Genomic DNA, 23,035 nt, shown 5'->3' on the forward strand with positions numbered 1-23,035 from the left:
TTCCCTGTAACGCACATAAAACGTTACGGCGCTTCGCTGAGCGCCGCTGTGTGAGTTACCAGCGCGCGTTGGTGGTGCCCAGCCAACCCAGGGCGCCGTCTACCGGCACGCGCTCGCCTTTTGGCCCGCGCAATACGCCGTCGAATTGGCCGAACCATTGGCGGGTTTCGGCATAAAAGGGGCCCACCTTCGGCCGCGCCACATGTTGCTGGCGCGGGGTGAACACCAGCGCCACGCGGTCATCGTCAGTATTTAACTGCCAAGGCGCGGAGGGATTGTGCGGGTTGCCGGTGATGGTCACGGCGCTGCTGACATGCTGCAGCTCGCCGCCAAACCACAAGGCGTTTTCCGACAGGCCAGTGTTGTCCGTCCAACCAGAACCGAAGTTCCCGGCAATACCGCCCGGCGCGGCGAAGGCGGCGCGGGTCCAGTGGGTATTGAGCGGCCACACGCCGCGGCCGAAGTCCAGCGCGGCAAAGCTGTTGCCGGGTACGCAGTGGTATTGCGTGGTGCCCAACTGCACGTCACCGCTGGCCGGCAGCCCCACATGCCGGGATGTGGCGTGGAAGCCACCTTGAGCAAACGGCACCACCAGGTTGACTGAGTCGAGGTGGCCGGGGCGCTGCACATCTAACGCCACTTGCAAGGTTTGCCCGCCAATGTCCGGCACAGTGGCCACCAGACGGGCGCGGCCGGGGTGCTCGTCTACGCGAATGTTCAGGCGCGAGTGCTGGAAGACGTGACCCTGCAAGGGTGTGTCAGGCATCTCGCAGCCGCGCGCCAGGGGCCGCAGCTGCGTGTGGGCGACGGCATGACCGGTTTGCAGGTCGAGAAAATAGACGGCGCCGTAACCGATGTAATCGAGGTCCGCCACGGTGAGCGCCATCATCCAGTCCGGCGTGGTGATGCACCAATGGTTCCAGCGTTTGCGGCGGCCATAGTGCCCGGGCAGGGCGCAGTTCAGGTGGGGGCGGCTCGACCAGCCGATGGCGTTCGGCAGGAGCCTGCCCTTGGCGTCGCATAAAGGCTGCCAAGGGTCGGAGACGAGGGCGGTACTGAGGTTGGTCATCGAACACGTCCGTGTGTTGCTCAATGGGGTCTGGCGAAACCGGGCCGGTGAAACGGGGCGCATTTTCTGGCGCGTATCGCGGCGGGTAGCCAATTTGTTGGCGCGAAGAATGCACCGTCGAAGGGGCGTGCTGCAAGTGCTGGCAATACGCTTGCGGACCAAAGGAGTCTCCTCAACGGCTGTCAGGATTTTCCCGCTGGCTTGCGCAGTGCAACCGCTGCGCTTGAGCCGTGTCCAAGCAACGCGCAGAATGCCCAGCCTCCGGGATTTGCCTTTACTTCTCTCTTTCTATCCGCTTTCAAAACCAAGGAAACACCTAATGACCCCGATTCGTACCCTTTGCACTGCCGCCTTTATGGTCTGCCTGAGCGCCAACGTATTCGCAGACGCTAAAAGCCACGCCGCCAACGCTGAAACCTTCCTGAAACTGGCCCACGCCGACAAACTCACCGCCCCGATCTACGCCCAAGTTGATCAACTCTTCGATCAACGCTTCGTTCAGGCCCAAGCGCCAGAAACCAAAAAAGCCCTTCTGGAAACCTACAAAGCAAAAGCCAAGGCTTCGCTCGACAAAGCTGTCGCCTGGGACAAGCTCAAGCCCGACATGGTCAAGCTCTACACCACCAACTTCAGCGAGCAGGAACTCAAAGACCTGATCGCCTTCTACCAGTCGCCACTGGGCAAGAAAGTGCAGGAAACCATGCCGCGCGTAACCGCACAGTCCGCGCAAATGGCCCAAGCCAAGCTGGAAGGTGCTGTTCCGGAAGTGAACAAACTGCTGGCCGACATGACCAAAGAAATTGCCCCGGCCGACGCCAAAGCCGCGCCAGCCCCCGCCAAAAAGCCTTAATCGGAGCCCTGTATGAGCATGCGTGAACGCATTCAAACCACCCTGGCGGCGCTCGACCCTTCGTTCGTCGACGTGCAGGACGAAAGCCACATGCACAGCCGTGGCCTGGAAACCCACTTCAAAGCCGTGGTGGTGACGCCAGCCTTTGTTGGCCTGAATGCGGTCAAGCGCCACCAGAAGGTGTACGCCACATTGGGCGACCTGATGGGCCAGTTCCACGCTTTGGCGCTGCATACCTATACACCCGAAGAATGGGCCGCCACCGGCGCCGCCCCAGCTTCGCCTACCTGCGCAGGCGGGCACTAACCCGCCGCGCAGCTCCCGGAACCAGAAACCGCCGCTTGAGTGATCAAGCGGCGGTTTTTTTATGGCCGCTAGCAAACTACCTGTGGGAGCGACTTCAGTCGCGATTCCTGGAAACAACGCTCTAATGCCAGACCGAATAACGGCCATCGCGACTGAAGTCGCTCCTACAGGGGACCGTGCTAAACGCAGCATGGCCGACGCCCAGAAACTCGCATAAAATGCGCGCCGCGCCAGCCGGCGCCATTTTTAACACCGATCCGGTCCGCCCTTTGCGAGGGTGACCACCTGGAGAACTCCCCATGACCCACCCCATCGTCGTGGCGGCGCTGTACAAGTTCGTCACCCTGACTGACTACGAAGCGCTGCGTGAACCGCTGTTGCAAGCCATGCTCGACAACGGCATCAAAGGCACCTTGTTGATCGCCCTCGAAGGCATCAACGGCACCGTTTCCGGTAGCCGCGAAGGCATCGACGGCTTGCTGGCCTGGCTCAAGCGCGACGAGCGTTTTGTCGATATCGACCACAAAGAATCGTTCTGCGACGAGCAGCCGTTCTACCGCACCAAGGTCAAGCTGAAGAAAGAAATTGTCACCCTCGGCGTGCCCGGCGTCGACCCGAACCAGCAAGTGGGCACTTATGTAGAGCCGCAAGACTGGAACGCGCTGATTGACGATCCCGAAGTGCTGCTGATCGACACCCGCAACGACTACGAAGTGGCCATTGGCACGTTCGAAGGCGCGCAAGACCCGAAAACTAAAAGCTTCCGCGACTTTCCCGCCTATATCGAAGCCAACTTCGATCCGGCCAAGCACAAGAAAGTCGCCATGTTCTGCACCGGCGGCATTCGCTGTGAAAAGGCCTCGAGCTACATGCTCAGCCAAGGGTTCGACGAAGTGTTTCACCTCAAGGGCGGCATTCTTAAGTACCTGGAAGAAGTGCCGCAGCAAGAAACGCGGTGGAAGGGCGACTGTTTCGTCTTCGACAACCGCGTCACCGTGCGCCACGACCTGAGCGAGGGCGAGTACGACCAATGCCACGCGTGCCGCATTCCCATTTCCATCGCCGACCGTGAGTCTTCGCACTACGTGCCTGGCGTCAGCTGCCCGCATTGCTGGGACAGCCTCAGCGAGAAAACCCGAGCCGGTGCCCGCGAGCGGCAAAAGCAGATCGAACTGGCAAAAGCCCGTAACCAACCCCATCCTTTGGGCTACAACCCACGGGAAAAAGGCCGCGACTAATCACGCGGCCTGCGCCTTAACCTTCAAGATCGTCCCGGCAATTGGAGCCCACGCATGCACGCACGTCTGATCTATGTGATGGACCCGATGTGTTCCTGGTGCTGGGGCTTCGCTCCGGTATTCGACGCGCTGGCGCAGCAAGCGCTGGCCGCTGGCGTTAGCAGTCATCTGGTGGCCGGCGGCTTGCGCGCTGGCACGGCCGCCGCGCTGGAACCGACCACCAAGCGCTACATCCTCGAACACTGGCAATCGGTGCACGCCAGCACCGGCCAGCCGTTTACCTTTGAAGGCGCCCTGGCCGACGGCTTCGTGTACGACACCGAACCCGCCTGCCGCGCCTTGGTGGCCGCACGCAATCTGGATGCCGAGAGCGCCTGGCCGCTGGTGAAATTGATTCAACACGCCTTCTACGTCGAAGGCCGCGATGTCACCCAGGCCGCTGTGCTGGTGGAACTGGCCGAACGGGCCGGGCTGCCCCGCATCGAATTCGCTGCCGCCTTCGACAGCGCTGCCGAGTTGGCCGCCACCGCCGCCGATTTCGAGTGGACGCAAAACCTCGGCATCGCCGGTTTTCCCACCGTGCTGGCCGAGCGCAACGGGCAATTGGCGTTGCTCACCAATGGTTATCAAGCGCTGGAACAACTGGCGCCGCTGCTGGCGCGCTGGTTGGAGCACGGCGCCCATGCTTGATCGCCTGAGCTGGGAAGAAATTCACCGTCTGGCCCTGCGCCATAGAAAGTCGTTAATCCTCGCCAACCTGGTCGCCGTATTCGCCACCCTGTGCAGCGTGCCGATTCCGTTGCTGCTTCCATTGCTGGTAGACGAAGTGCTGCTCAAGCAGGGCGATGCGGCGCTGAAAGTGATGAACCACGTACTGCCCGAGACCTGGCAAAGCGCGGTTGGCTACATCGGCCTGATGGTGGCGATCACCTTGCTGCTGCGCGGTTCGGCGTTGATTTTCAACGTGCTCCAGGCCCGACTGTTTGCGCGGCTGTCGAAAGACATCGTGTACCGCATTCGCGTGCGCCTGATCGAACGCCTCAAGCGTATTTCCCTCGGCGAATACGAAAGCCTGGGCAGCGGCACGGTGACCACGCACCTGGTCACCGACCTCGACACCCTGGACAAATTTGTCGGCGAAACCCTCAGCCGTTTTCTGGTCGCCATGCTCACCCTGACCGGCACCGCCGGCATTCTGATGTGGATGCACTGGAAGCTGGCGCTGCTGATTTTGCTGTTCAATCCGCTGGTGATTTACGCCACGGTGCAGCTTGGCAAACGGGTCAAGCACCTGAAGAAGCTGGAGAACGACAGCACCTCGCGCTTCACCCAGGCGCTGACCGAAACCCTGGAAGCCATTCAGGAAGTGCGCGCCGGCAACCGCCAAGGCTTCTTCCTCGGCCGCCTCGGCCAGCGTGCGCAGGAAGTGCGCGATTACGCCGTGGCCTCTCAGTGGAAAAGCGACGCCTCCAGCCGCGCCAGCGGGTTGCTGTTCCAGTTCGGCATCGACATTTTTCGCGCCGCGGCGATGCTCACCGTGCTGTTTTCCGACTTGTCGATTGGCCAGATGCTCGCGGTGTTCAGCTACCTGTGGTTCATGATCGGCCCGGTTGAGCAACTGCTGAACTTGCAATACGCCTATTACGCCGCGGGTGGCGCGCTAACGCGCATCAACGAGTTGCTGGCGCGCGCCGACGAGCCGCAATACGCCGGCGGCGCCAATCCCTTTGCCGGCAAACCCACCGTGGGCGTCGAGGTGCGTGGGCTGAACTTCGCCTACAACGACGAACCGGTGCTCGACGGCCTTAATCTGCGCATTTCGCCCGGCGAAAAAGTGGCCATTGTCGGCGCCAGCGGCGGCGGCAAAAGCACCTTGGTGCAGCTGCTGCTGGGCCTGTACACCGCGCAAAGCGGCAGCATTCGCTACGGCGATAAAAGCCTGGAAGAGATCGGCCTGGAAACCGTGCGTGAACACGTGGCCGTGGTGCTGCAACATCCGGCGCTGTTCAACGACACCGTGCGCGCCAACCTGACCATGGGCCGCGAGCGCAGCGACGAAGCCTGCTGGCGCGCGCTGGAAATCGCGCAATTGGCGCACACCATCAAAGCCTTACCCAAAGGCCTGGACAGCATCGTCGGCCGCTCCGGCGTGCGCTTGTCTGGCGGGCAACGCCAGCGCCTGGCCATCGCGCGCATGGTGCTGGCCGAGCCGAGCGTGGTGATTCTCGACGAAGCCACCTCCGCCCTCGATGCCGCTACCGAATACGCCTTGCACCAGGCCCTCGGCCAGTTCCTGCAAGGTCGCACCACGCTGATCATCGCCCACCGGCTCTCGGCCGTTAAGCAAGCGGATCGGGTGTTGGTGTTTGACGGCGGGCGCATTGCCGAAGATGGCGACCATCAGCAGCTGATCGCCGAAGGCGGCCTGTACGCCAAGCTCTACGGCCACCTCCAGCACTAAGCGCCGGGTTTACAACGGCGCCGGTTGCGCTTGCGGCTGCCAGGTGCGCTCGCGCAAACCGATAGGCTTGAACGGATCCACCAGCGTGCCGGCCACCATGGCCGCCAGAATCTGCGGCGCCGGTGGAATTTTCGACAGGCCGAACAGCACCTGATCCCGCAGCATCGGCAGCACCCGTGAGTCCGACTGATAAAACGGCGTGAACGCCGCCGACAGGGCCTGGAACGTGCGCACATGGCGGCGGCGCGAAGCGGCGTAGCGGGGCAGGGCGCTGGCCAGGTCGTCGCTGGTATTCAAGGCATGCACCAACGCGCGGGCATCGAGCAACGCCATGTTGGCACCCTGGCCCAGTTGCGGGCTGGTGGAATGGGCGGCATCGCCGATGATCGCCAGGCTGCGGCCCACCGGCATGGCCAGGGTGTGATGGCCGTAGCGGGCGAGGGTCATGTCGTCGAAACCATTGATCTGCTTCAGGTACGACTCGCAGTCGGGCCACAGGCTGGCGATGCCGTCCTTCCAGCGCTCAATGCCCGCGCGCTTTAACGTCTCGACCTGATCCGGCTTGGTACTCCAGAAAAACGCACTCATCGGCGCGCTCGAAGGCTGCGCTTTGCCAATCGGTAGCACGCCGATCATGGTGGTGGCGCGCTGATAACGCTGCACCAGCGCGGTGCTGGTCTGCGCGGCGGCGTCGGCTTGCAGCGAGGCCCAGAACGCGCCGTACAGCAGCGGTTTGGGCTCGCTCGGTTGCAGGCAGAACGCCTTGAGCCGAGAGCGCGAACCGCTGGCATCAACGACTAAATCGAACGGCCCGGCCCTGCGCTCGTTGGCGCCGACCAGCCAGGCCAAGTCGCCTCGGGTTTCCAGGCTTTCCACATCGAGACCGGTTTCTACCGCAATGCCTTCAGCCGTGACGGCCTGAAACAACACATGGAAAAGGGCGGCGCGGTGCACGGCAATGCCATGGCGGCCGCCCTTGATGGCGGCGTAACCGACGTCGAGCACCGTGCGCCCGGTCAGCGCGTCGGCGCCGTATAACCGGTCGATGCGGCTCCCCAGGTGCGAGATGGCCTCGAACAAGCCCAAGTCGTCGAGAACGGTGAGGCCGGTGGGCTGCAAGATCAGCCCCGAGCCCACGGGCGAGGCGTGCTCGAAGCGTTCGAACACCGTCACCTGATGGCCGCTGCGATGCAGATACAGGGCGGCGGCAAGACCAGCAGGGCCGGCGCCGACAATGGCAATACGCAGGGGCTTGATCACGGTAAGTCTCCGGCCCGACTACGGTGGGCCTGTCCTTGGAAAGGGGAGCTGCACGGCAGCGCTGCCGTTATACCGGTAAACCGCCTAAGGGGTAAGCCTGGGGTTTGGCGACTTAATCACAGGCAAAAAAATTGGCCAGAAGGGCGAACCCCGCTGGCCATGTTCTAACGCGTTGCGGCATTAGCTGCCGCCACCGGCACCGCCACCACCTGTGCCGCCGGAACCGCCAGCGCCACCACCGGTTCCGCCCGAGCTGCCGCCCATGCCGCCGCCAGTGCCGCTGGTGCCGGTGCCGCCTGTACCGGTGCCGCCGGAGCCAGTGCCACCGCTGCCCGAGCTGCTGCCGCCGCTGCCACCGCTACCGCCTGGTACGGTTGAGCCAGTGCCAGTTCCGGTGCCGGTGCCTGTGCCGGTCGCGCCGGTTCCCGTGCCGATGCCGGTGCCACCTGTGCCGGTGGCGCCTGCGCCTGAACCGGTGGTGCCAGTGCCGGTGCCAATGCCGGTGCCCGTGCCCGAGGTGCCGTTACCGGTCGCGCCTGCCGCGCCACCCGGGGCGCCAGTGCCGGTGCCGGTGGTGCCTTGGCCGGTGGCGCCAGTGCCGGTGCCCGTGCCCGGTGCGTTGGCGCCGGTTGCCGAGTTGCCGGTGCCTTCACCGGTGGTGCCGGCTTCCGGTGCGCCCACGCCGTTGCCTGGGGTGACGGTCGCGGCCATCACCAGCGAGGCGGAGGAGGCGGCCATAATCCCGCTGAGTAACAGGGCAGTAAAAGGTAATTTGCTCATCGTTGATGCTCCATTTCTGTGAGTTACCTAGAAGTGGAGTGGTGGCGTTTCGCCGATGTTCGATAAACAGGACCAATGGTCAGAAACGACCGGGGCGCCCAATTGGCGCCCCGGTGATGTAACGGATCAATCAATGCCACCAGCGTGGCTGACCCCAACGTTGCTCTTCGCTATCGAGTTTTTTGTCGACGGCTTGGGTGGTGTCATCGGCTTTGGTGGTTTTGCTTTGCTCGGTGGTTTGCTTGGCAGTGGCAGCTTGATAGTCGTGGTTGACGTCGGCGCCAGCGAAGGCGGTGCCGGTTAACAACGCGGTGAGCAAAGATGCGGTAACGAGGGTTTTCATGGTGTGTTCCTCAAGGGGTTGTGAGTGACTTCGGGGCCAAGTTTCCGTGCTCGCCGCCGCCTTGAGAAACGCATGGTGTTGGTAGTTGATATCGCTGAAATTGATGGAGCCTACACGCGGCGCGCCAGAGCGCTGCGGCGCAAATGCTTACGCAAACCGACGCGGCGAAAACGGCGCCAAGGACACCGACGGGGCTACGCCGCTGGCCTGTTCAGCCACCAGTTTGCCGGTGATCGAGGCCAGGGTTAAGCCGACGTGGCCATGGCCGAAGTTGTAAAACACCTGCGGCATCAACCGCGCCGCGCCCACCACCGGTTTGCTGTCGGGCATGGATGAGCGAAAGCCCATCCACTGCGAACTCGACTCGTGCTGCAGATTGAGGAAACGCCGCGCGCCATTGGCCAAGTAGTGATAGCGGCGCGGATCCGGCAGCGCCGCCGTACCGGCAAATTCCACCGTGCCGGCCACCCGCAACCCCTGCGCCATGGGCGTCAGGTAAAAGCCACCGGCGCCCCAGCACACCGGCCGGTTCAGCAGCGCGCCGGCTTGCTCGAACAGCACGTGATAACCGCGCTCGGTGTCTTGCGGCAGGGTGTCGCCGAGCGTGCCGGCGAGCTGTTTGGACCAAGCCCCGGTGCACAGGGAAAGGCGGTCGACCGTCAGCGTTTCGCCACTGGCCAACCGCGCCACCACCTGCTCGGCGCAGGCGGGGCTGCGTTCAACCGCGAGTAACTCGCCGCGCAGAAAGCGGCCGCCGTGCTGAAGAAAACGCTCGAACAACCGCACGCTCAGTGCATACGGGTCGAGCGTGCGGCTCACCCCCGGCAGCTCCACGCCCAATGCCGCGCGCGCATTCAGCGCCGGCTCCAAAGCATGCAGCTCCGGATTCTCGACCAGGCGAATCGGCACCTCGAACGCCTGGTGATACGCCACCATTTCCTGGGCAACAGGCCGCTCGTGGGCCTCGAACACATACAGCGAGCCGTCGTGGCGAATCAGATCGTGCGCCTGCGCGTCATCAAACAACGTGGCCCAGGCCTGCATGCACGGCGTAAGCAAGGTGCGCAAATCTTGACTGATTGCGTGCACACGCTGCTCGCTGGAGTGGCGCAAAAACTGGCACAGCCACGGGGCGATTTTGCCCAAATAGGCCGGGCGCACCCGCAACGGCGAATCTCGTTTGAACAACAGCGCCGGCGCCTGCCGCCAAATGCCGGGCGTCGCCACCGGCTCTACGGCGTAGGTGGCGAACGTACAGGCATTGCCAAACGATGTGGCGGTGCCGGGCGGTTGCCGATCCAGCAGCGTTACCTGCCAACCAAACCGTTGCAACCACAAGGCGGTGGCGATGCCCACCACACCCGCGCCCACCACCAACGCCGTTCCGCGCGACTCTGCCATGTCCGTTCCCCTTATGCGCCTACTGCATGCTCATGCAAGCCCGCGCTGGCGTGAAGGGAGCGAAAATAGGCAAAACCAGCGGTACACTCCAGCGCTAATAACTCATGCACCTATTCGCTAAACGCATAGACGGGCCTGCCATGGAATCCATCCGCCGATTGCCCTCGCTGCCAGCGCTAAACGCCCTGGTGCAGGTCGCCGACACCCGCAGCTTCACCGACGCCGCCGCGCGCCTGTACCTCACACAGAGCGCCGTCAGCCGGCAGATTCAACAGCTCGAAGAGCACTACGGCGTGGCGTTATTCGAGCGCAGCAGCCGACAAGTCGCCCTGACCGCCAGCGGCGAGCAGGTGCTGGCGGTGGCGCAACGCCTACTCGCCGAGCTGGCCGCGCTGGAGCGTTCACTGCTGCCGGCCAACGCCGAGCGGCCGTTTCGAATCCGCATCTTTGTGTCGTTGGCCGTGCGGTGGCTGCTGCCGCGCCTGACCAGCTTCTACGCCGCGCACCCGCGCCTGGCGCTATCGATTGAAACCGTGGGCGGTGAAGCGGTGAACACCGATGGCGATTGCGACGCTTACGTGCTGTACCTGCGCGACGGGCTGGATGACCGGGAATTGTTGCCACTGTTTGACGAATACCTAATCCCCGTGTGTGCGCCGACACTTGCCACAGGACTGCCACCGCCACGTTCAGTCGCCGAGCTGGCAGACCATGCGCTGATCCACGGCTCGCCGAGTCGCTTCGAGTGGACCACCTGGTTGCAGGCACACGGCGAAGAGGCCGGGCACGGCTTTCAGCATCTCCAGTTCAATCTGGACGATCTGGCATTGGACGCCGCGAGCCGCGGATTGGGCGTGGCGGTGAGTGATCAGGTGTTGGCGCAGGACGCGTTGGCTCGGGGCAGTTTGCTGGTGCCGTTTGGGCAGCCATTAAAGACGGGCGGGGTGTATGCGCTGTGGTTGAGTGCGCAGGGGGCGGCGCATCCGGCGCGGGAGGTGATTCTGGAATGGTTCGAGGGGCAGTGCTGACGATTAGAAGCCCCTCGCCCCCAGCCCGGCCGGCGTAGCGGAGAAGGGGTGGCGTTTGTACGACCGTCGCACGCGGTCAGTCCCCTCTCCCGCTCGCGGGAGAGGGCTGGGGTGAGGGGCCCTTGATTTTCACAAGAAAACGTCAAATCGCCCGCCCCAACCCCCGCCGAACCGGCTCCACCGCCGGATCATCCGCCGGTGCCACCAGCGCATAGTTGTACTCATCGCTGGACCAATAATCCGCCTGCAATTCCCCATCGCGCCGCGCGCCACGGTCGAGCAAGTAGTGCTGCGGGCCTGGCGGGCGAATATAAAAACTTACTTTGCGGCCATTGCGATCCTCATACACCAACATCGCCGCCGCGCCCTGTTCGGTGCTGATCATTCGTCCGCCCACGGGCGTAAACCCGGCGCCGGCCAGATCCGGAATGCGGTCGGCGCGGGCGAAGTGGCGGTCGAGCCAGCTTTGCGCATCGGTGCTGGTCGCCAGTGTCCAGTCGGTGGCCATGCCGTCTTTAAGGGCAAACATGCGGTAAGCCTGAACGGCGTCGGCCATGGGCAACATATGGCTGGCCAGGTTAACGGTGCGCGCCTGCCAGCCGCCCAAGCCGCCCAGGCTCACGGCCACAACCAGCGCCGCCGCCGTCGCCCACTGCCGGCCGCGCTGACGCTGCCGGTTGTGGCGAATGGCGGCGGGGTCCAGCTGCGGGTTGGGCGCCAGGTGCAGGCCGCCGCTCAGAGCAGCGCGCAGCTTCTGCGCATCCAGTTGCCAGGCGCGTACCTGCTCGGCCAGTTCCGGATGGGCGCTGAGGTAACGCGCGACGCGGTCGCGGTCGGCCTCGTTGAGCTGGCGGTCAACGTAGGCATGCAGGTCGTGTTCGGATGGAGGCAACTCGTTCATTTCAACACCCGTAAGGCTGGTGAGGTGATTTCGCCGTCGCTGAGCTGGCGCAACGCCTGGCGCGCGCGGGACAAACGCGACATCACGGTGCCAATCGGCACATTGAGAATCTCGGCAATTTCCTGATAACGCAGGCCTTCCACCGTTACCCACAACAAAAGCGCCCGCTGCTCATGGGGCAGGCGTTCGAAGGCAGCGAGGGTGCTTTGCGCCACAACCGTGCGCTCGGCGGACGGCGCGTAATGGTCGTCCTGGCTGCCGGTGAACAGTTCCAGCACACGCTTGTAGCGGCTGGCGCTGCGGTGCGCATCGAGAAACTGGCGGTACACAATCGCAAACAACCAAGCGCGCAGGTCGCCCTCGGGCTGCTTGCCGGCCCAGGCGCCCAGGGCTTTTTCCAGGCTGGCTTGCACCAGGTCATCGGCGCTGGTGGGGTTGCGGGTCAGCGACTGGGCGAAGCGCCGCAGTCGAGGCAGCAGGTCGCGCAGTTGGTCATCGATACCGTGCATGGCGGTGCAGGTTCCAGAACGTGGCGTTAAAAAAATAGCGTGTGGGACGGGAGACGACGCAGGGCCGACTTTATTCCCGCCACCACACAAAAATAAATAATTCGTTGCCAGGGAATAAACCCGAAGGCGGGGCGTCTGACTGCACCTTCGCCTGATTCTGGAGTTCCCCATGGCACCAAACGACCCTCAACCGCGGCCGCCCCTCAGCCCGCTCAGCCTGGCCTTGCGCTTGGGCGCCATTGGCGCGGTGGCGCTGCTGCTGGTGGGCGCGCTGGCCTATACCGGTGGCTATTTCAGCCCCGAGCGCCTGACCCCCGACCGCGTGGTCGACGTGTTGGAAAAGAACAACGGCGAGCATCCGGGCTTTCGCCGCAACCACCCCAAGGGCGTGTGCGTAACAGGCTACTTCGAGAGCACCGGCGCGGCGGCTTCGCTGTCGTCTGCCGAGGTCTTCAGCGCCACGCGCACGCCGGTGCAGGGGCGGTTTTCCTTGCCCACCGGTAACCCGTATTCACCAGACAGCGCGGCACCGCTGCGCAGCATGGCCTTGCGCTTTCAGCAGGCCAACGGTCAGCAATGGCGCACAGGCATGAACAGCATGCCGGTGTTTCCTGTCGGCACGCCCGAAGCGTTTTTCGGCTTGCTGCAAGCCACCGCGCCAGACCCCGCTACCGGCAAACCCGACCCGCAAAAAGCCGGCGCCTTCTTCGCCTCGCACCCGGAAACCGGCGCGTTTCTGGGCTGGGCGAAAAACGCCAAACCGGCTGCCAGTTTCGTCACGGAAACCTACAACAGCGTGAACGCCTTCTACCTCACCAACGCCGCTGGCCAACGCCAGACCGTGCGCTGGAGCATGGTCGCCACCACGTCGGCAGACAGCGTGGCGCCGCAGGCTGAGGACTATCTGCTGCCTGACTTGCAACAGCGCCTGGCCGCTGGCCAGCAGCGTTGGGACCTGGTGCTGACGCTCGCCAACCCCGGCGACCCGAGCAACGACGCCAGCAAAGCCTGGAGCGGCGAACACCGCACCGTCACCGCCGGCACGCTGGTTATCGAACGCGAGCAAGCGCAAGACAGCGGCGAGTGCCGCGACATCAACTACGACCCGCTGATTTTGCCCAGCGGCATCGAAGGCTCCGACGACCCGTTGCTCGCCGCCCGTTCCGCCGCCTACGCGGCTTCGTATAAACGCCGCACGGGTGAAGTCAGTTCCTTGCCTGCCAGTGCTTCGCAGGAGTCCCGCCCATGAGCGCTCAACATTTTTCTTTGCCCGCGCGCTTACTGCATTGGCTGATGGCGGTGATGATCCTCGCCATGTTGTTTGTGGGAGTGGGCATGGTGGCGTCGGTGTCGGAGCGGCATCAGTGGCTGCTGAATCTGCACAAGCCGTTGGGCATCGCCATTTTGCTGCTGGTGATCGTGCGGCTGGTGGTGCGCTTCAGCTCCACCACGCCGCCGTTGCCAGCCGACTTACCCGCCGTGCAGGCGCTAGCCGCCAAGCTGTCGCACGTGCTGCTGTATGCGCTGATGCTGGCCTTGCCATTGGTAGGCTGGGCGATGATTTCAGCAGCGGGCGATCCGGTGATGCTGGGTAGCAACCTTCAATTGCCAGCGTTGCTTGGCGCCGATGCGCCGACCTTCGCCGTGCTGCGCAAAGCTCATCGTTACCTCGCCTATTTGCTGTTCGCCACGGTGCTGCTGCATTTGGCCGGCGCCTTGTTTCACGCCTGGGTGCGACGTGACCACGTGCTGCACAGCATGGCGCGCGGGCCGAAGTAAGGCGCTATTGAATGCCCCACTGGCCGCCGGCTTTTTCGCAATCGGTGCGCGCCTGCGACGCGTCTTTGAGGTCGTAGTAATAGGTCAGCACCTTGGCGCCTTTGGGGATATTCACCGAGTCGGCATTTTTGTCTTTGCTGCTGGAGCGCTGGTTCGCCAGTGCTTCCTGAGTGAGCGTGGCGGTGCAGGTGCCGCTGGGTTTTGTCGGGCAGCTGGCGACTTTGTGCTTGTTGGTGGCCAGGGTTTCTTTGCTCTCGTTGCTGCACGACCAGTCGAGACTGCCAGCCGGCGCGCCTTGGTACTCGTAGCAGGTTTTACCTTCCACCATCGGCACCGCCGCGCTCTGTGCGCGGGTGTCGACCATGCAGGCTTCGGCCCACACGCCAGTGGAGGCAACGCTGGAAAAGAGCAGGGCAAGCAGTCTGGCTTTCATGGCGGGCGGCCTTTGTTGTTGTGGTGTTGAGTTGTGAAACAGCCGTCGCGCTTTGGTTCAGCGGGTTGGATGAATGGTCAGCGGCGCGTCTACACTGCAAGCCATTCAAACCCCGCGGAGTTCTTCCATGACGTTGCTCACCCGTGTGCTGTTGGTGTTGTCGCTGTTGGTGCCTGGCTATCAGGCGTTCGCACAGACCGATGCGGCGTATCAACAAGAAGCCCAACACGCCAAGGCGCTGCTGCTCAAAGCGGTGGACTACTACGAGAAAAACGGCGACGCCGCGCTGGCCGCCTTCAGCCGTCAGGGTGAATTCGTCACCGGCCAGTTGTACGTGTACGTGGTCAACACCCAGGGCGTGATGCTCGCCAGTGGTGGCCCCTCGGTGATGCTGGTGGGGCGCGACGTATCCGCCACTCTGGACGCCTACACCAAAACCGCCTTCGCCCGCGCCATCAGCGAGCCGGAAGGCGAAATTCACGAAGCCGAATACCGCTGGGTCAACCGCCAGGACGGCAAAGTCGAGCGCAAGCACACCTACTTCCAACGCATCAACGACCGCATTCTCGCTGTCGGTTACTACCTGCCACGGGCCAAGCCTGAAGAAGCGAAAAAACTGCTCACCGAAGCGGCGGCCGCCATCGACAAAGACGCGAAAACCACCTTCACCGCCATCAACGACCTGGACCCGCGCTACCTGCAAGACGACCTGTACGTATTTGTGGTCGACCTCACCAGCAAACGCTTCGTCGCCCACGGCTACAACCGCCGCCTGATCGGCACCGACTTCGCCAACCTGAAAGCCCCCGACGGCGCCGCCATCGGCCAACGCATGCTCGACGCCATCGCCACCGACGGGCATGGCGAACTGGAATACCTCTGGCGCAACCCCGTCACCGAACGCAACGAACACAAACATGCGTACCTGCAAAAGGTCGGCAACTACCTGGTGGCAGTAGGGTATTACTCGCGCTGAACTGCCTTTTGTAGGAGCGGCTTCAGCCGCGATTGGCCGGGCCTGGAACCGGTGGTATCCGCCTAAAAGCATCGCGGCTAAAGCCGCTCCTACAGGTCTGAGCAGGGCAGGCCGGGGCGCGTTTAGGCGGCGGCTTGTGCCATTTCGTCCTCTCTACGAATCTCTTCCAGCATCGCTTGCGCGGCCGGCGACAGGCTGTGCCCGGCGCGCATGACTACGCCGTAGGCCGATTGCTGGGCGGGGCGATCGCTGGCCAGCGGCAGAATGTCGAGGCGCCCGGCCGCGACGTCTTCGGCCACCACGTCCCAGGGCGACAGGCTGATCACGTCGCTGCAGGCCACCAGCGCTTTGAGCACCATAAAGTTGTCGCACTCGATGCCCAACAATTGCTCGCGGCCGCTGACTTGGCGCAGGGCGGTTTCAACTTCCTCGGGCAACAACGTACCCGCCAGCGGGTAGGCGGCGAGGGCTTCGGGCGTGAGGTCGCGCTGTTGTAGCAGCGGGTGACCGGGGCGGCAGAAGAACACGCCGGTGCGCGGTTTAAGCGGTTCGATGGTCAGCAGCGGGTCGCCTTGCAGTTCGCGGCAGTCGGCTACAAATAGCTCCACGCTTTCATCGAGCAGGCGCCGGCGCAGGCTGCGCCAATCGCCGATGGCCAGCTGTACGCGGATTTTCGGGTACTGGCTCACCAACTTGCCCAGCGCCCGAGGTATCAGGTGCGCAGCAGGGTAGGGGCCGGCGCCCAGGCGCAGCTCGCCAGCTTCCAGGTTGCCCAGCTGGCTTACGGCGTTGTGCAGCGAGCGGTTGGCTTCCAACAACCGGCGCGCGTGTTCCAGTACCAACTTGCCGTGGGCCGTGAGCACCGCCTGGCGCGGGCCACGGTCGAGCAGTTGGCAGCCCAGGCTGGCTTCCAATGCTTGCACGCTGCGCGACAACGCCGGCTGGCTGAGATTGACCGCCTCGGCCGCGCGGGCGAAGTGGCCGTGTTCGGCAACGGCAACAAAATGGCGAAGCTGGCGCAGGTCATTCATGCGGTTCTCGCATCGGAAAGTGGATAATTTTGCATTGGAATTATCAGTTTGCCTTTGCCAAGGTGCACGCGTCCATAACAACAAAAGACATTTCCCATGCGCGCACTCACTCGCTTCAGCGGCCTGCTGCTGGCCGCCGCCTTGCCGTTGTCTGCCCTGGCAGCGCTGCCTGCCGAAACCATCCAGCCGTCGATCAACCCCGAGCTGGCCGAGCACACCAAGGTCTTCAACAAGCAAATCTACAAAGTCACCGACTCGGTGTATTCCGCCGTGGGCTGGAGCATTGCCAACAGCGTGATGGTGATCGCCCCGGAAGGCTTGATCATTTTCGACGCCGGCGAGTCGCCGGAAGAGTCGGCCAAGGTGTTCGCCGAATTCCGCAAAATCACCGACAAACCGGTGAAGGCCATCGTCTACAGCCACTTCCACCCCGACCATATCAACGGCGTGAAAGGCTTCGTCTCCGAAGAGCAGGTAAAAAGCGGCGAGGTGCAGATTTACGCCCACGAAACCCTGCTGGAAAACGTGGTGACCCAGGGTGCGCTGGTAGGCCCGATTCTGGCCATGCGCTCGGCTTACACCTTTGGCGCGGCGCTCAATGCGGCCGACCGTAAAGACATGAATGGCGGCATCGGCCCGATTGCCGTGGGCGGGCAGAGCACGTTCATCGCGCCCACCGTCACCTTCAAAGACACGCTCGACACCACCATTGCCGGCCTGCGCGTGCAACTGCGCTGGGCGCCAAGCGAGGCGCCGGACGAGATTGTCATGTACCTGCCCGACAGCCGCGTGCTGCTCAGCGCTGAAGTGGACCAAGGCCCGACCCTGCCTAACATCCACACCCTGCGCGGGGCCAAATTCCGCGACCCGGTGGCGTGGGTGAACAGCCTCGATTTACTGCGCGAGTACCACGCCGACTACATGGTGCCGTCCCACGGTCGCCCGGTCAGCGGCGCCGACAACGTGGAAGACGTGCTGCGCATGACCCGCGATGGCATTGCCTACATTCACGACCAAACCGTGCGCTGGATGAACAAAGGCCTGACCCCGGACGAGTTGGTAGAGAAGGTGAAGCTGCCGCCGCACCTGGCCGGCTACACCCCGTATTTGCGTGAGTACTACGGCACCGTCAGCCACAGCGTGCGGCAAATTTACGAAGGTTATCTGGGCTGGTTCAAAGGCGACCCGGTGGACCTCAACCCGATACCTCCGGTGGAAAAAGCCACGCGCATGGTCGAGCTGATGGGCGGCCACGACAAAGTGCTGCTGGCCGCTGGCGACGCCTATTTGAAAGGCGATTACCAATGGGCTGCCGAGCTGGCGACCTACGTGATTCGCATCGACCACGACGACACACTGGCGCGTGACATCAAGGCCCGCAGCTTCCGCAAACTTGGCTACGCGCAAATGAACATCAACTGGCGCAACTGGTACCTCACCAGCGCCATGGAACTGGAAGGCACCCTGGGCGAAGCCCAACTCACGGAAATGGCCAAGCGCTTGCGCGGCACCTTTCTCTCGCCCGACATGCTGAAAAACCTGCGGGTGAAGGTGTTCCTGCAAAACTGGATCACCCGTGTCGACCCGGACAAAGCCGACGACGTGAACCTCACCCTCGGCTTCAGCTTCCCCGACATCAACGAGCAATGGGCGCTGGAAATTCGCCGTGGCGTGGTGCAACTGCACCGCGGTATTCCAGACGGCACGACGCTGAAGCTGACCCTCGACAAAACCTACCTGGACACCGTGATCAGCGGCCAGAACAGCCTGCTCAAGGGTGCGGTGTTGGGCGACGTCAAGGTGGACGGCGACCTGCTCGACATCAAGACGTTCCTCGGCTGCTTCGACTTCGCCGACAGCCCCATCAACCTGACCCTGCGCTAATCCCGGCCAAACAAAAGTGCGGGAGAAAAAGCCGGCCTGAATCCGTAGGTTGGGCTGAGCTAAAGCGAAGCCCAACATGCCGTTTAAGCCTGTGGTGAGCCGTTCTGTTTGATGTGGCGGGGGACGTCACGTTGGGCTTCGCGTTCCGCTCAACCCAACCTACGGATGTTTTCCATGCATGTGATGTCGTTCTTGAAAGGCGCTCTGGCCATGTTCTGGCTGATGGCCCTGCTCAATATCCTTTACCCGTTCGGCGAGCCGTTGCATCGCCCGCTCTTGCTGCTGACCGGCGTGTTGCTGTTGGCCCATGCCGGCGAGGCGCTGCTGTTTAACAACCGCCTCAAGCAGCAGGCGTTTCCCTGGCTGGAGCGTACGCAGGTGCTGCTGTTTGGCTTTCTGCATTTGCGCGGGTTGACGCGCTAGTTACAGCTTTCCGTCCGCCGCGACCTGCATAAACGCCGGCTCGAAGCGCAGCTTGATATTGGCCGGGCTGCCGTTGACCACGCCGTTGGCGAACGACACGCCGATACTCTGCGCGCTGGTGGCTTTGCCGAGCATGCCGTGGCTAAAGGCGAAGTCTGTCAGGCGCTGCAGGGCGGCGGGCAGGGCCGGGCTTTCGGCGAAGGCCACGGCGCTTCGCGGCGTGTAAAACGAGCGGGTCTTGCTCAGTTGTTCGTGATAGGCGGGCAGGTCGGCGCCGGCACTTTTGGCAATGGCCGCCAGCATAGCGGCGCCTTTGTCGTCGCTGGCGCTCATGCGTTTGGTCAGCTCGAACCAGGCGCCCGTCAAGGCGCGACCCAGCGCCGGGTTGGCGCGCAAGGTGTCGGTGTTCACCGCAAACAGGTGCACCACTTCGCCGGGCAGACGGTGCGAGCTGAACACCAGTGTGCGGTCGCTGCCGGCCTGGAGCGGCGCCAACGCCGGGTTGGACAGGGCGACCGCGTCGCCGCTGCCGCTGGCAAAGGCGGCGCCTTCGTCGGTCAGCGGCGTGAGGGTCACGTCGTCTTCGCTCAACTGCACCGACTCCAGCGCGCGCACCAACACGTAGTGCGCCACCGAATTTTTCTGCACCTGCACGGTTTTGCCTTTGAGGTCTTGCGCGCGCTGATTGCGACCGCGCAGCAGCACGCCGTCATTGCCGGCCGAGAAGTCGCTGAGGATCAGCGCGGTGGTGTCGATGCCGGCGGCAGCAGGCACGGTCAGCGCCTCCAGGGCATTCATGGTGCAGCCGTCGAACTGGCCGGCGGCGTACTGCTTGGCGGCATCGCTGCTGGAGTCGACGCGCACCACATCAATGCTGATGCCGTACTTCTTCGCCCAGCGCGCCAGCACGTTTTGCTGCGCTGCATAGCCCCACGGCAACGCGCCCGAGTAGTCGCTCCAGCACACGCGAAAGTGGTCCTTGGCCACGGCGCTGGTGCTGCTGCCCAGCGCGGCCAGCAGCAGAAAAAAGGCCGTGGCCAGGGAAGGGGAAGGGCGCATGAAAAGCTCCAGCAACAGAAAAAAGGGCGGGCCACTCGGCCGCGCCGCGAGCTTATCGCAGGGCCATCATCGACGTTGGTCGCAACGCAAAAATTGCGAACACGTGCTTACCTCTACAGGCCAAACGCAACCCAGCACAGCCGTGCAATTCGTCGTCACATTGCAGGCACATAGTAGCTGGCGGTACAGGCGCTACCGGCGCCCTGTTCAGATGAAAAACGGACCCTTCAGGAGAGATGCATGAGCACATTCACCACCACAGACGGCACCGAGATTTACTACAAAGATTGGGGCAGCGGTAAGCCGGTGCTGTTCAGCCACGGCTGGCCGCTGGACGCCGACATGTGGGAATACCAAATGGAGTACCTGAGCTCCCGTGGCTACCGCACCATCGCCTTCGACCGTCGTGGCTTCGGCCGTTCGAGCCAGCCGTGGACCGGCTACGACTACAACACCTTCGCCGACGACATTGCTCAGTTGATCGAACACCTGGACCTCAAAGAAATCACCCTGGTGGGCTTCTCTATGGGTGGCGGCGACGTCAGCCGTTATATCGGCAAATACGGCACCGCCCGTGTCGCCAAGCTGGTGCTGCTGGGTGCGGTAACGCCGATCTTCGGCAAAAGTGCCTCGTTCCCTGAAGGCGTCGACGCCTCGGTATTCGACGGCATCAAAGCCGGCCTGCTCAAAGACCGCGCGCAGTTCATCGCCGACTTCGCCGCGCCGTTCTACGGCACCAACCAGGGCCAAGTGGTTTCCGAGGGCGTGCTGACGCAAACCCTGAACATCGCCTTGCTGGCCTCGCTCAAAGGCACCGTGGATTGCGTAACGGCGTTCGCCGACACCGACTTCCGCCCGGACATGGCCAAAGTCGACGTGCCGACCCTGGTGATTCATGGCGACGGCGACCAGATCGTGCCGTTCGAAACCACCGGCAAGCTGGCCGCGCAGCAGATCAAAGGCGCTGAGCTAAAAGTGTACAAAGGCGCGCCCCACGGTTTCGCCGTGACCCACGCCCAGCAGTTGAACGAAGATCTGCTGAGCTTCATCGCCGGCTAATCTGCCGCACGGGCACCTGCCGTAGGCGAACACCCCGTACGGGGCATTAGCCTACGGACGCTGCCCGTGCGCTGCGCCCGTCAGTTCTGAGAATGCGCTGGAAACAGGCCGGAGCCTTTAGCGTGTATCTGCTTTGCGGTACAACGAGCGCCCCTTCATTTTCCAGAGCAGCACCATGGCTTTCGACTGGCACTCCGAACCCCTCACCACCGGAACCCCGTTGCGCAAAAATTTTCGCGTCACGCAAAACGTCCGCCGTTTTTTCATTGAGCACTGCGGGGAACAATTCACCCTCAATCGCGAATTCAGAGCCTGGATCCGCAGCGGCGCGCCGCTGACCCTGGGCGAAGTGGTCACCGAATGGAACCAGCGTTTCGGCAAGCCATAGTCAAGCTCTTCAGAGTTGTCATCCCCTGGCCTTGAGGCAGAATAGGCAGCCTAAGCATGTGGCCCCTGCGCCGCGCGCTCACCTGCCAACGCTATGAGGCCAGCATGATCGAAGTCACCGAGGCGTCCATCGCCGACCTGCGCGCCGCGCTCGAAAACGGCCGCACCACTGCCGTGGAACTGGTGCAGGCATATCTCGCCCGCATCGACGCCTACGACGGCGCCAACACCGCCACCGCCCTCAATGCCGTGGTCGTGCGCAATCCCGCTGCGCTTGATGAAGCCCACGCCTCAGACGCCCGCCGCGCCGCCGGCAAAACCCTCGGCCCGCTCGATGGCATTCCCTACACCGCCAAAGACAGCTATTTGGTCAAAGGCCTGACCGCCGCCTCCGGCAGCCCGGCATTTGCCAACCTGGTGGCCCAGCGCGACGCCTTCACCATTGAGCGCTTGCGAGCAGCGGGCGCCATTTGCCTGGGCAAAACCAACATGCCGCCCATGGCCAACGGCGGCATGCAACGCGGCGTCTATGGCCGTGCCGAAAGCCCGTATAACGCCGCTTACCTGACCGCGCCGTTCGCCTCCGGCTCCTCCAACGGCGCCGGCACCGCGACGGCAGCTAGCTTCGCCGCGTTTGGCCTGGCAGAAGAAACGTGGTCCAGCGGTCGTGGTCCCGCTTCCAATAATGGGCTGTGCGCGTACACGCCGTCGCGCGGGGTAATTTCCGTGCGCGGCAACTGGCCGCTGACGCCGACCATGGACGTGGTGGTGCCGTACGCCCGCACCATGGCCGACCTGCTGGAAGTGCTTGAGCAAATCGTCGCCGAAGACCCCGACACACGTGGCGACCTCTGGCGTCTGCAACCGTGGGTGCCAATCCCCAGCGTCGCCGAAGTGCGCCCGGCGTCTTACCCCGCGCTCGCTGCTAGCCCCCAAGCTCTGGCCGGCAAACGCCTTGGCGTGCCGCGCATGTTTATCAACGCCGACCCCGAGGCCGGCACCAGCGAGGCGCCAGGAATCGGCGGGCCGACCGGGCAACGCATTCACACGCGGGCTTCGGTGATCGACCTGTGGCAACAAGCGCGCCAGGCGTTGGAAGCGGCGGGTGCCGAAGTGCTTGAAGTGGACTTCCCGCTGGTCTCCAACTGCGAAGGCGACCGCCCCGGTGCGCCCACCGTATTCAACCGTGGGCTGGTGTCGCCGGAGTTCCTGCACCACGAACTGTGGGACTTGTCAGCCTGGGCCTTTGACGAGTTTCTACAAGCCAACGGCGACCCGGCACTTAACCGCCTGGTGGATGTAGACGGCGCAAAAATCTTCCCCCACGACCCCGGCACCTTGCCCAACCGCGAGGGCGATCTGGCCGCCGGCATGGATGAATACGTGCGCATGGCGGAGCGAGGCATCACCCCGTGGGATCAAATTCCGACCTTGCCGGACGGCCTGCGCGGCCTGGAAAAAACCCGGCGCATCGACCTGGAAGACTGGATGGATTCCCTAGGGCTCGACGCCGTGCTGTTCCCCACCGTCGCCGATGTTGGCCCGGCAGACGCCGACGTCAACCCGGCCTCGGCCGACATCGCCTGGAGCAACGGCGTATGGGTCGCCAACGGCAACCTCGCCATCCGCCATCTGGGCGTACCGACGGTTACTGTGCCCATGGGCGTAATGGCCGACATCGGCATGCCGGTTGGCCTGACCTTCGCCGGCCGCGCCTACGACGACCCGGCGCTGCTGCGCCTGGCCTCGGCGTATGAGGCGACAGGCAGCAAACGAATGATCCCGCCACGTACGCCAGTCTTGAAATAACAAAAAACCTGTAGGAGCGGCTTTAGCCGCGATGGGGCGGGCCTGCAAA

At 63.5% G+C, this 23,035-nt stretch carries 24 protein-coding genes; 14 read left to right on the top strand and 10 right to left on the bottom strand.

The features are described 5' to 3' along the window. Window positions 1-55 precede the first annotated feature (55 nt). Entirely contained in the window at window positions 56-1,069 is a 1,014-nt protein-coding gene (locus ACZZ0Q_RS08595) for a DUF2804 domain-containing protein (RefSeq protein WP_463560473.1), read from the bottom strand. A 319-nt stretch (window positions 1,070-1,388) separates the two neighbouring features. Between ACZZ0Q_RS08595 and ACZZ0Q_RS08600 the strand changes: the two genes are divergently transcribed. The 5 genes from ACZZ0Q_RS08600 to ACZZ0Q_RS08620 all read left to right on the top strand — a co-directional run bounded on the left by ACZZ0Q_RS08600 (window position 1,389) and on the right by ACZZ0Q_RS08620 (window position 5,924). Beyond that, complete coding sequence (locus ACZZ0Q_RS08600; protein ID WP_122495045.1) at window positions 1,389-1,919, top strand: DUF2059 domain-containing protein; 531 nt, start codon at window positions 1,389-1,391, stop codon at window positions 1,917-1,919. Window positions 1,920-1,931: 12 nt separating this feature from the next. Beyond that, window positions 1,932-2,225, top strand: coding sequence for a BolA family protein (locus ACZZ0Q_RS08605; RefSeq protein WP_463539336.1), 294 nt, complete (start codon window positions 1,932-1,934; stop codon window positions 2,223-2,225). 299 nt (window positions 2,226-2,524) lie between these two features. Further along, a complete protein-coding gene (trhO, locus tag ACZZ0Q_RS08610; RefSeq protein ID WP_463539335.1) occupies window positions 2,525-3,463 on the top strand; it encodes an oxygen-dependent tRNA uridine(34) hydroxylase TrhO in 939 nt (312 codons plus the stop codon). Window positions 3,464-3,517: 54 nt separating this feature from the next. After that, window positions 3,518-4,153, top strand: a complete 636-nt coding sequence (locus ACZZ0Q_RS08615) for a DsbA family protein (RefSeq protein WP_463539334.1) — start codon at window positions 3,518-3,520, stop codon at window positions 4,151-4,153. After that, window positions 4,146-5,924: an ABC transporter ATP-binding protein gene (locus tag ACZZ0Q_RS08620; RefSeq protein ID WP_463539333.1), complete on the top strand. Its 1,779-nt coding sequence runs from the start codon at window positions 4,146-4,148 to the stop codon at window positions 5,922-5,924. Before ACZZ0Q_RS08615 ends, ACZZ0Q_RS08620 begins: the two co-directional genes overlap by 8 nt. A gap of 9 nt (window positions 5,925-5,933) precedes the next feature. Here ACZZ0Q_RS08620 and ACZZ0Q_RS08625 read toward each other — a convergent pair whose 3' ends face one another. From ACZZ0Q_RS08625 to ACZZ0Q_RS08640, 4 genes are all read right to left on the bottom strand, one after another. Then, on the bottom strand, window positions 5,934-7,184 hold the full coding sequence (locus tag ACZZ0Q_RS08625; RefSeq protein ID WP_463539332.1) for an FAD-dependent oxidoreductase: 1,251 nt from the start codon (window positions 7,182-7,184) through the stop codon (window positions 5,934-5,936). A gap of 180 nt (window positions 7,185-7,364) precedes the next feature. Beyond that, window positions 7,365-7,964 carry a hypothetical protein gene (locus ACZZ0Q_RS08630; RefSeq protein ID WP_463539331.1) on the bottom strand — a complete coding sequence of 200 codons (600 nt, stop codon included), beginning with the start codon at window positions 7,962-7,964 and terminating at the stop codon, window positions 7,365-7,367. A gap of 130 nt (window positions 7,965-8,094) precedes the next feature. Further along, entirely contained in the window at window positions 8,095-8,307 is a 213-nt protein-coding gene (locus tag ACZZ0Q_RS08635; RefSeq protein ID WP_463539330.1) for a hypothetical protein, read from the bottom strand. Between the two features lie 147 nt (window positions 8,308-8,454). Beyond that, window positions 8,455-9,708, bottom strand: coding sequence for an NAD(P)/FAD-dependent oxidoreductase (locus ACZZ0Q_RS08640; RefSeq protein ID WP_463539329.1), 1,254 nt, complete (start codon window positions 9,706-9,708; stop codon window positions 8,455-8,457). Window positions 9,709-9,848: 140 nt separating this feature from the next. Here ACZZ0Q_RS08640 and ACZZ0Q_RS08645 point away from each other — a divergent pair, with 140 nt between their 5' ends. Further along, window positions 9,849-10,736, top strand: a complete 888-nt coding sequence (locus ACZZ0Q_RS08645) for a LysR substrate-binding domain-containing protein (RefSeq protein ID WP_463539328.1) — start codon at window positions 9,849-9,851, stop codon at window positions 10,734-10,736. Window positions 10,737-10,878: 142 nt separating this feature from the next. On the opposite strand, the gene ACZZ0Q_RS08650 is transcribed toward ACZZ0Q_RS08645, so the two are convergent. Then, window positions 10,879-11,637 (bottom strand): anti-sigma factor family protein, encoded by a 759-nt coding sequence (locus ACZZ0Q_RS08650; RefSeq protein ID WP_463539327.1) that lies wholly within the window; start codon window positions 11,635-11,637, stop codon window positions 10,879-10,881. Beyond that, window positions 11,634-12,146 carry an RNA polymerase sigma factor gene (locus ACZZ0Q_RS08655; protein ID WP_463539326.1) on the bottom strand — a complete coding sequence of 171 codons (513 nt, stop codon included), beginning with the start codon at window positions 12,144-12,146 and terminating at the stop codon, window positions 11,634-11,636. The genes ACZZ0Q_RS08650 and ACZZ0Q_RS08655 overlap by 4 nt, the downstream gene beginning before the upstream one ends. A 169-nt stretch (window positions 12,147-12,315) precedes the next feature. Between ACZZ0Q_RS08655 and ACZZ0Q_RS08660 the strand changes: the two genes are divergently transcribed. Both ACZZ0Q_RS08660 and ACZZ0Q_RS08665 read left to right on the top strand, forming a co-directional pair. Then, window positions 12,316-13,395 (top strand): catalase family peroxidase, encoded by a 1,080-nt coding sequence (locus ACZZ0Q_RS08660; protein WP_463539325.1) that lies wholly within the window; start codon window positions 12,316-12,318, stop codon window positions 13,393-13,395. Next, entirely contained in the window at window positions 13,392-13,925 is a 534-nt protein-coding gene (locus ACZZ0Q_RS08665) for a cytochrome b (RefSeq protein WP_463539324.1), read from the top strand. The genes ACZZ0Q_RS08660 and ACZZ0Q_RS08665 overlap by 4 nt, the downstream gene beginning before the upstream one ends. Before the next feature lie 4 nt (window positions 13,926-13,929). Here ACZZ0Q_RS08665 and ACZZ0Q_RS08670 read toward each other — a convergent pair whose 3' ends face one another. Next, window positions 13,930-14,358 carry a hypothetical protein gene (locus tag ACZZ0Q_RS08670; protein WP_463539323.1) on the bottom strand — a complete coding sequence of 143 codons (429 nt, stop codon included), beginning with the start codon at window positions 14,356-14,358 and terminating at the stop codon, window positions 13,930-13,932. 127 nt (window positions 14,359-14,485) lie between these two features. On the opposite strand from ACZZ0Q_RS08670, the gene ACZZ0Q_RS08675 reads away from it, so the two are divergent. After that, on the top strand, window positions 14,486-15,334 hold the full coding sequence (locus ACZZ0Q_RS08675) for a cache domain-containing protein (RefSeq protein WP_463539322.1): 849 nt from the start codon (window positions 14,486-14,488) through the stop codon (window positions 15,332-15,334). Window positions 15,335-15,456: 122 nt separating this feature from the next. Here ACZZ0Q_RS08675 and ACZZ0Q_RS08680 read toward each other — a convergent pair whose 3' ends face one another. Then, the gene (locus ACZZ0Q_RS08680) at window positions 15,457-16,365 is read right to left on the bottom strand and encodes a LysR family transcriptional regulator (RefSeq protein ID WP_463539321.1); all 909 of its coding nucleotides are present in this window, start codon (window positions 16,363-16,365) and stop codon (window positions 15,457-15,459) included. Between the two features lie 96 nt (window positions 16,366-16,461). Here ACZZ0Q_RS08680 and ACZZ0Q_RS08685 point away from each other — a divergent pair, with 96 nt between their 5' ends. Together ACZZ0Q_RS08685 and ACZZ0Q_RS08690 are read left to right on the top strand one after the other, a co-directional pair. Next, window positions 16,462-18,249: an alkyl/aryl-sulfatase gene (locus ACZZ0Q_RS08685; RefSeq protein ID WP_463539320.1), complete on the top strand. Its 1,788-nt coding sequence runs from the start codon at window positions 16,462-16,464 to the stop codon at window positions 18,247-18,249. A 174-nt stretch (window positions 18,250-18,423) separates the two neighbouring features. Next, the gene (locus ACZZ0Q_RS08690) at window positions 18,424-18,672 is read left to right on the top strand and encodes a DUF1145 domain-containing protein (protein ID WP_463539319.1); all 249 of its coding nucleotides are present in this window, start codon (window positions 18,424-18,426) and stop codon (window positions 18,670-18,672) included. Here the strand turns inward: ACZZ0Q_RS08690 and ACZZ0Q_RS08695 are convergent, their stop codons facing one another. After that, a complete protein-coding gene (locus ACZZ0Q_RS08695) occupies window positions 18,673-19,731 on the bottom strand; it encodes a putative urea ABC transporter substrate-binding protein (RefSeq protein WP_463539318.1) in 1,059 nt (352 codons plus the stop codon). Window positions 19,732-19,971: 240 nt separating this feature from the next. Here ACZZ0Q_RS08695 and ACZZ0Q_RS08700 point away from each other — a divergent pair, with 240 nt between their 5' ends. From ACZZ0Q_RS08700 to ACZZ0Q_RS08710, 3 genes are all read left to right on the top strand, one after another. Continuing rightward, window positions 19,972-20,790 carry an alpha/beta fold hydrolase gene (locus tag ACZZ0Q_RS08700; protein ID WP_463539317.1) on the top strand — a complete coding sequence of 273 codons (819 nt, stop codon included), beginning with the start codon at window positions 19,972-19,974 and terminating at the stop codon, window positions 20,788-20,790. A gap of 175 nt (window positions 20,791-20,965) precedes the next feature. Continuing rightward, window positions 20,966-21,178, top strand: coding sequence for a DUF6434 domain-containing protein (locus tag ACZZ0Q_RS08705; protein ID WP_463539316.1), 213 nt, complete (start codon window positions 20,966-20,968; stop codon window positions 21,176-21,178). A gap of 104 nt (window positions 21,179-21,282) precedes the next feature. Beyond that, complete coding sequence (locus ACZZ0Q_RS08710) at window positions 21,283-22,986, top strand: amidase (RefSeq protein ID WP_463542209.1); 1,704 nt, start codon at window positions 21,283-21,285, stop codon at window positions 22,984-22,986. Window positions 22,987-23,035 lie beyond the last annotated feature (49 nt).

This window comes from Pseudomonas sp. AC070, assembly GCF_979258635.1.

Coding starts and splice junctions, on each gene's coding strand:
- ACZZ0Q_RS08655 (WP_463539326.1), bottom strand. CDS start 12,146: ATGCACGGTATCGATGACCAACTGCGCGACCTGCTGCCTCGACTGCGG.
- ACZZ0Q_RS08595 (WP_463560473.1), bottom strand. CDS start 1,069: ATGACCAACCTCAGTACCGCCCTCGTCTCCGACCCTTGGCAGCCTTTA.
- ACZZ0Q_RS08640 (WP_463539329.1), bottom strand. CDS start 9,708: ATGGCAGAGTCGCGCGGAACGGCGTTGGTGGTGGGCGCGGGTGTGGTG.
- ACZZ0Q_RS08710 (WP_463542209.1), top strand. CDS start 21,283: ATGATCGAAGTCACCGAGGCGTCCATCGCCGACCTGCGCGCCGCGCTC.
- ACZZ0Q_RS08670 (WP_463539323.1), bottom strand. CDS start 14,358: ATGAAAGCCAGACTGCTTGCCCTGCTCTTTTCCAGCGTTGCCTCCACT.
- ACZZ0Q_RS08630 (WP_463539331.1), bottom strand. CDS start 7,964: ATGAGCAAATTACCTTTTACTGCCCTGTTACTCAGCGGGATTATGGCC.
- ACZZ0Q_RS08675 (WP_463539322.1), top strand. CDS start 14,486: ATGACGTTGCTCACCCGTGTGCTGTTGGTGTTGTCGCTGTTGGTGCCT.
- ACZZ0Q_RS08700 (WP_463539317.1), top strand. CDS start 19,972: ATGAGCACATTCACCACCACAGACGGCACCGAGATTTACTACAAAGAT.
- ACZZ0Q_RS08695 (WP_463539318.1), bottom strand. CDS start 19,731: ATGCGCCCTTCCCCTTCCCTGGCCACGGCCTTTTTTCTGCTGCTGGCC.
- ACZZ0Q_RS08690 (WP_463539319.1), top strand. CDS start 18,424: ATGCATGTGATGTCGTTCTTGAAAGGCGCTCTGGCCATGTTCTGGCTG.
- ACZZ0Q_RS08685 (WP_463539320.1), top strand. CDS start 16,462: ATGCGCGCACTCACTCGCTTCAGCGGCCTGCTGCTGGCCGCCGCCTTG.
- ACZZ0Q_RS08635 (WP_463539330.1), bottom strand. CDS start 8,307: ATGAAAACCCTCGTTACCGCATCTTTGCTCACCGCGTTGTTAACCGGC.
- ACZZ0Q_RS08620 (WP_463539333.1), top strand. CDS start 4,146: ATGCTTGATCGCCTGAGCTGGGAAGAAATTCACCGTCTGGCCCTGCGC.
- ACZZ0Q_RS08705 (WP_463539316.1), top strand. CDS start 20,966: ATGGCTTTCGACTGGCACTCCGAACCCCTCACCACCGGAACCCCGTTG.
- ACZZ0Q_RS08650 (WP_463539327.1), bottom strand. CDS start 11,637: ATGAACGAGTTGCCTCCATCCGAACACGACCTGCATGCCTACGTTGAC.
- ACZZ0Q_RS08665 (WP_463539324.1), top strand. CDS start 13,392: ATGAGCGCTCAACATTTTTCTTTGCCCGCGCGCTTACTGCATTGGCTG.
- ACZZ0Q_RS08680 (WP_463539321.1), bottom strand. CDS start 16,365: ATGAATGACCTGCGCCAGCTTCGCCATTTTGTTGCCGTTGCCGAACAC.
- ACZZ0Q_RS08615 (WP_463539334.1), top strand. CDS start 3,518: ATGCACGCACGTCTGATCTATGTGATGGACCCGATGTGTTCCTGGTGC.
- ACZZ0Q_RS08600 (WP_122495045.1), top strand. CDS start 1,389: ATGACCCCGATTCGTACCCTTTGCACTGCCGCCTTTATGGTCTGCCTG.
- ACZZ0Q_RS08660 (WP_463539325.1), top strand. CDS start 12,316: ATGGCACCAAACGACCCTCAACCGCGGCCGCCCCTCAGCCCGCTCAGC.
- ACZZ0Q_RS08645 (WP_463539328.1), top strand. CDS start 9,849: ATGGAATCCATCCGCCGATTGCCCTCGCTGCCAGCGCTAAACGCCCTG.
- ACZZ0Q_RS08605 (WP_463539336.1), top strand. CDS start 1,932: ATGAGCATGCGTGAACGCATTCAAACCACCCTGGCGGCGCTCGACCCT.
- trhO (WP_463539335.1), top strand. CDS start 2,525: ATGACCCACCCCATCGTCGTGGCGGCGCTGTACAAGTTCGTCACCCTG.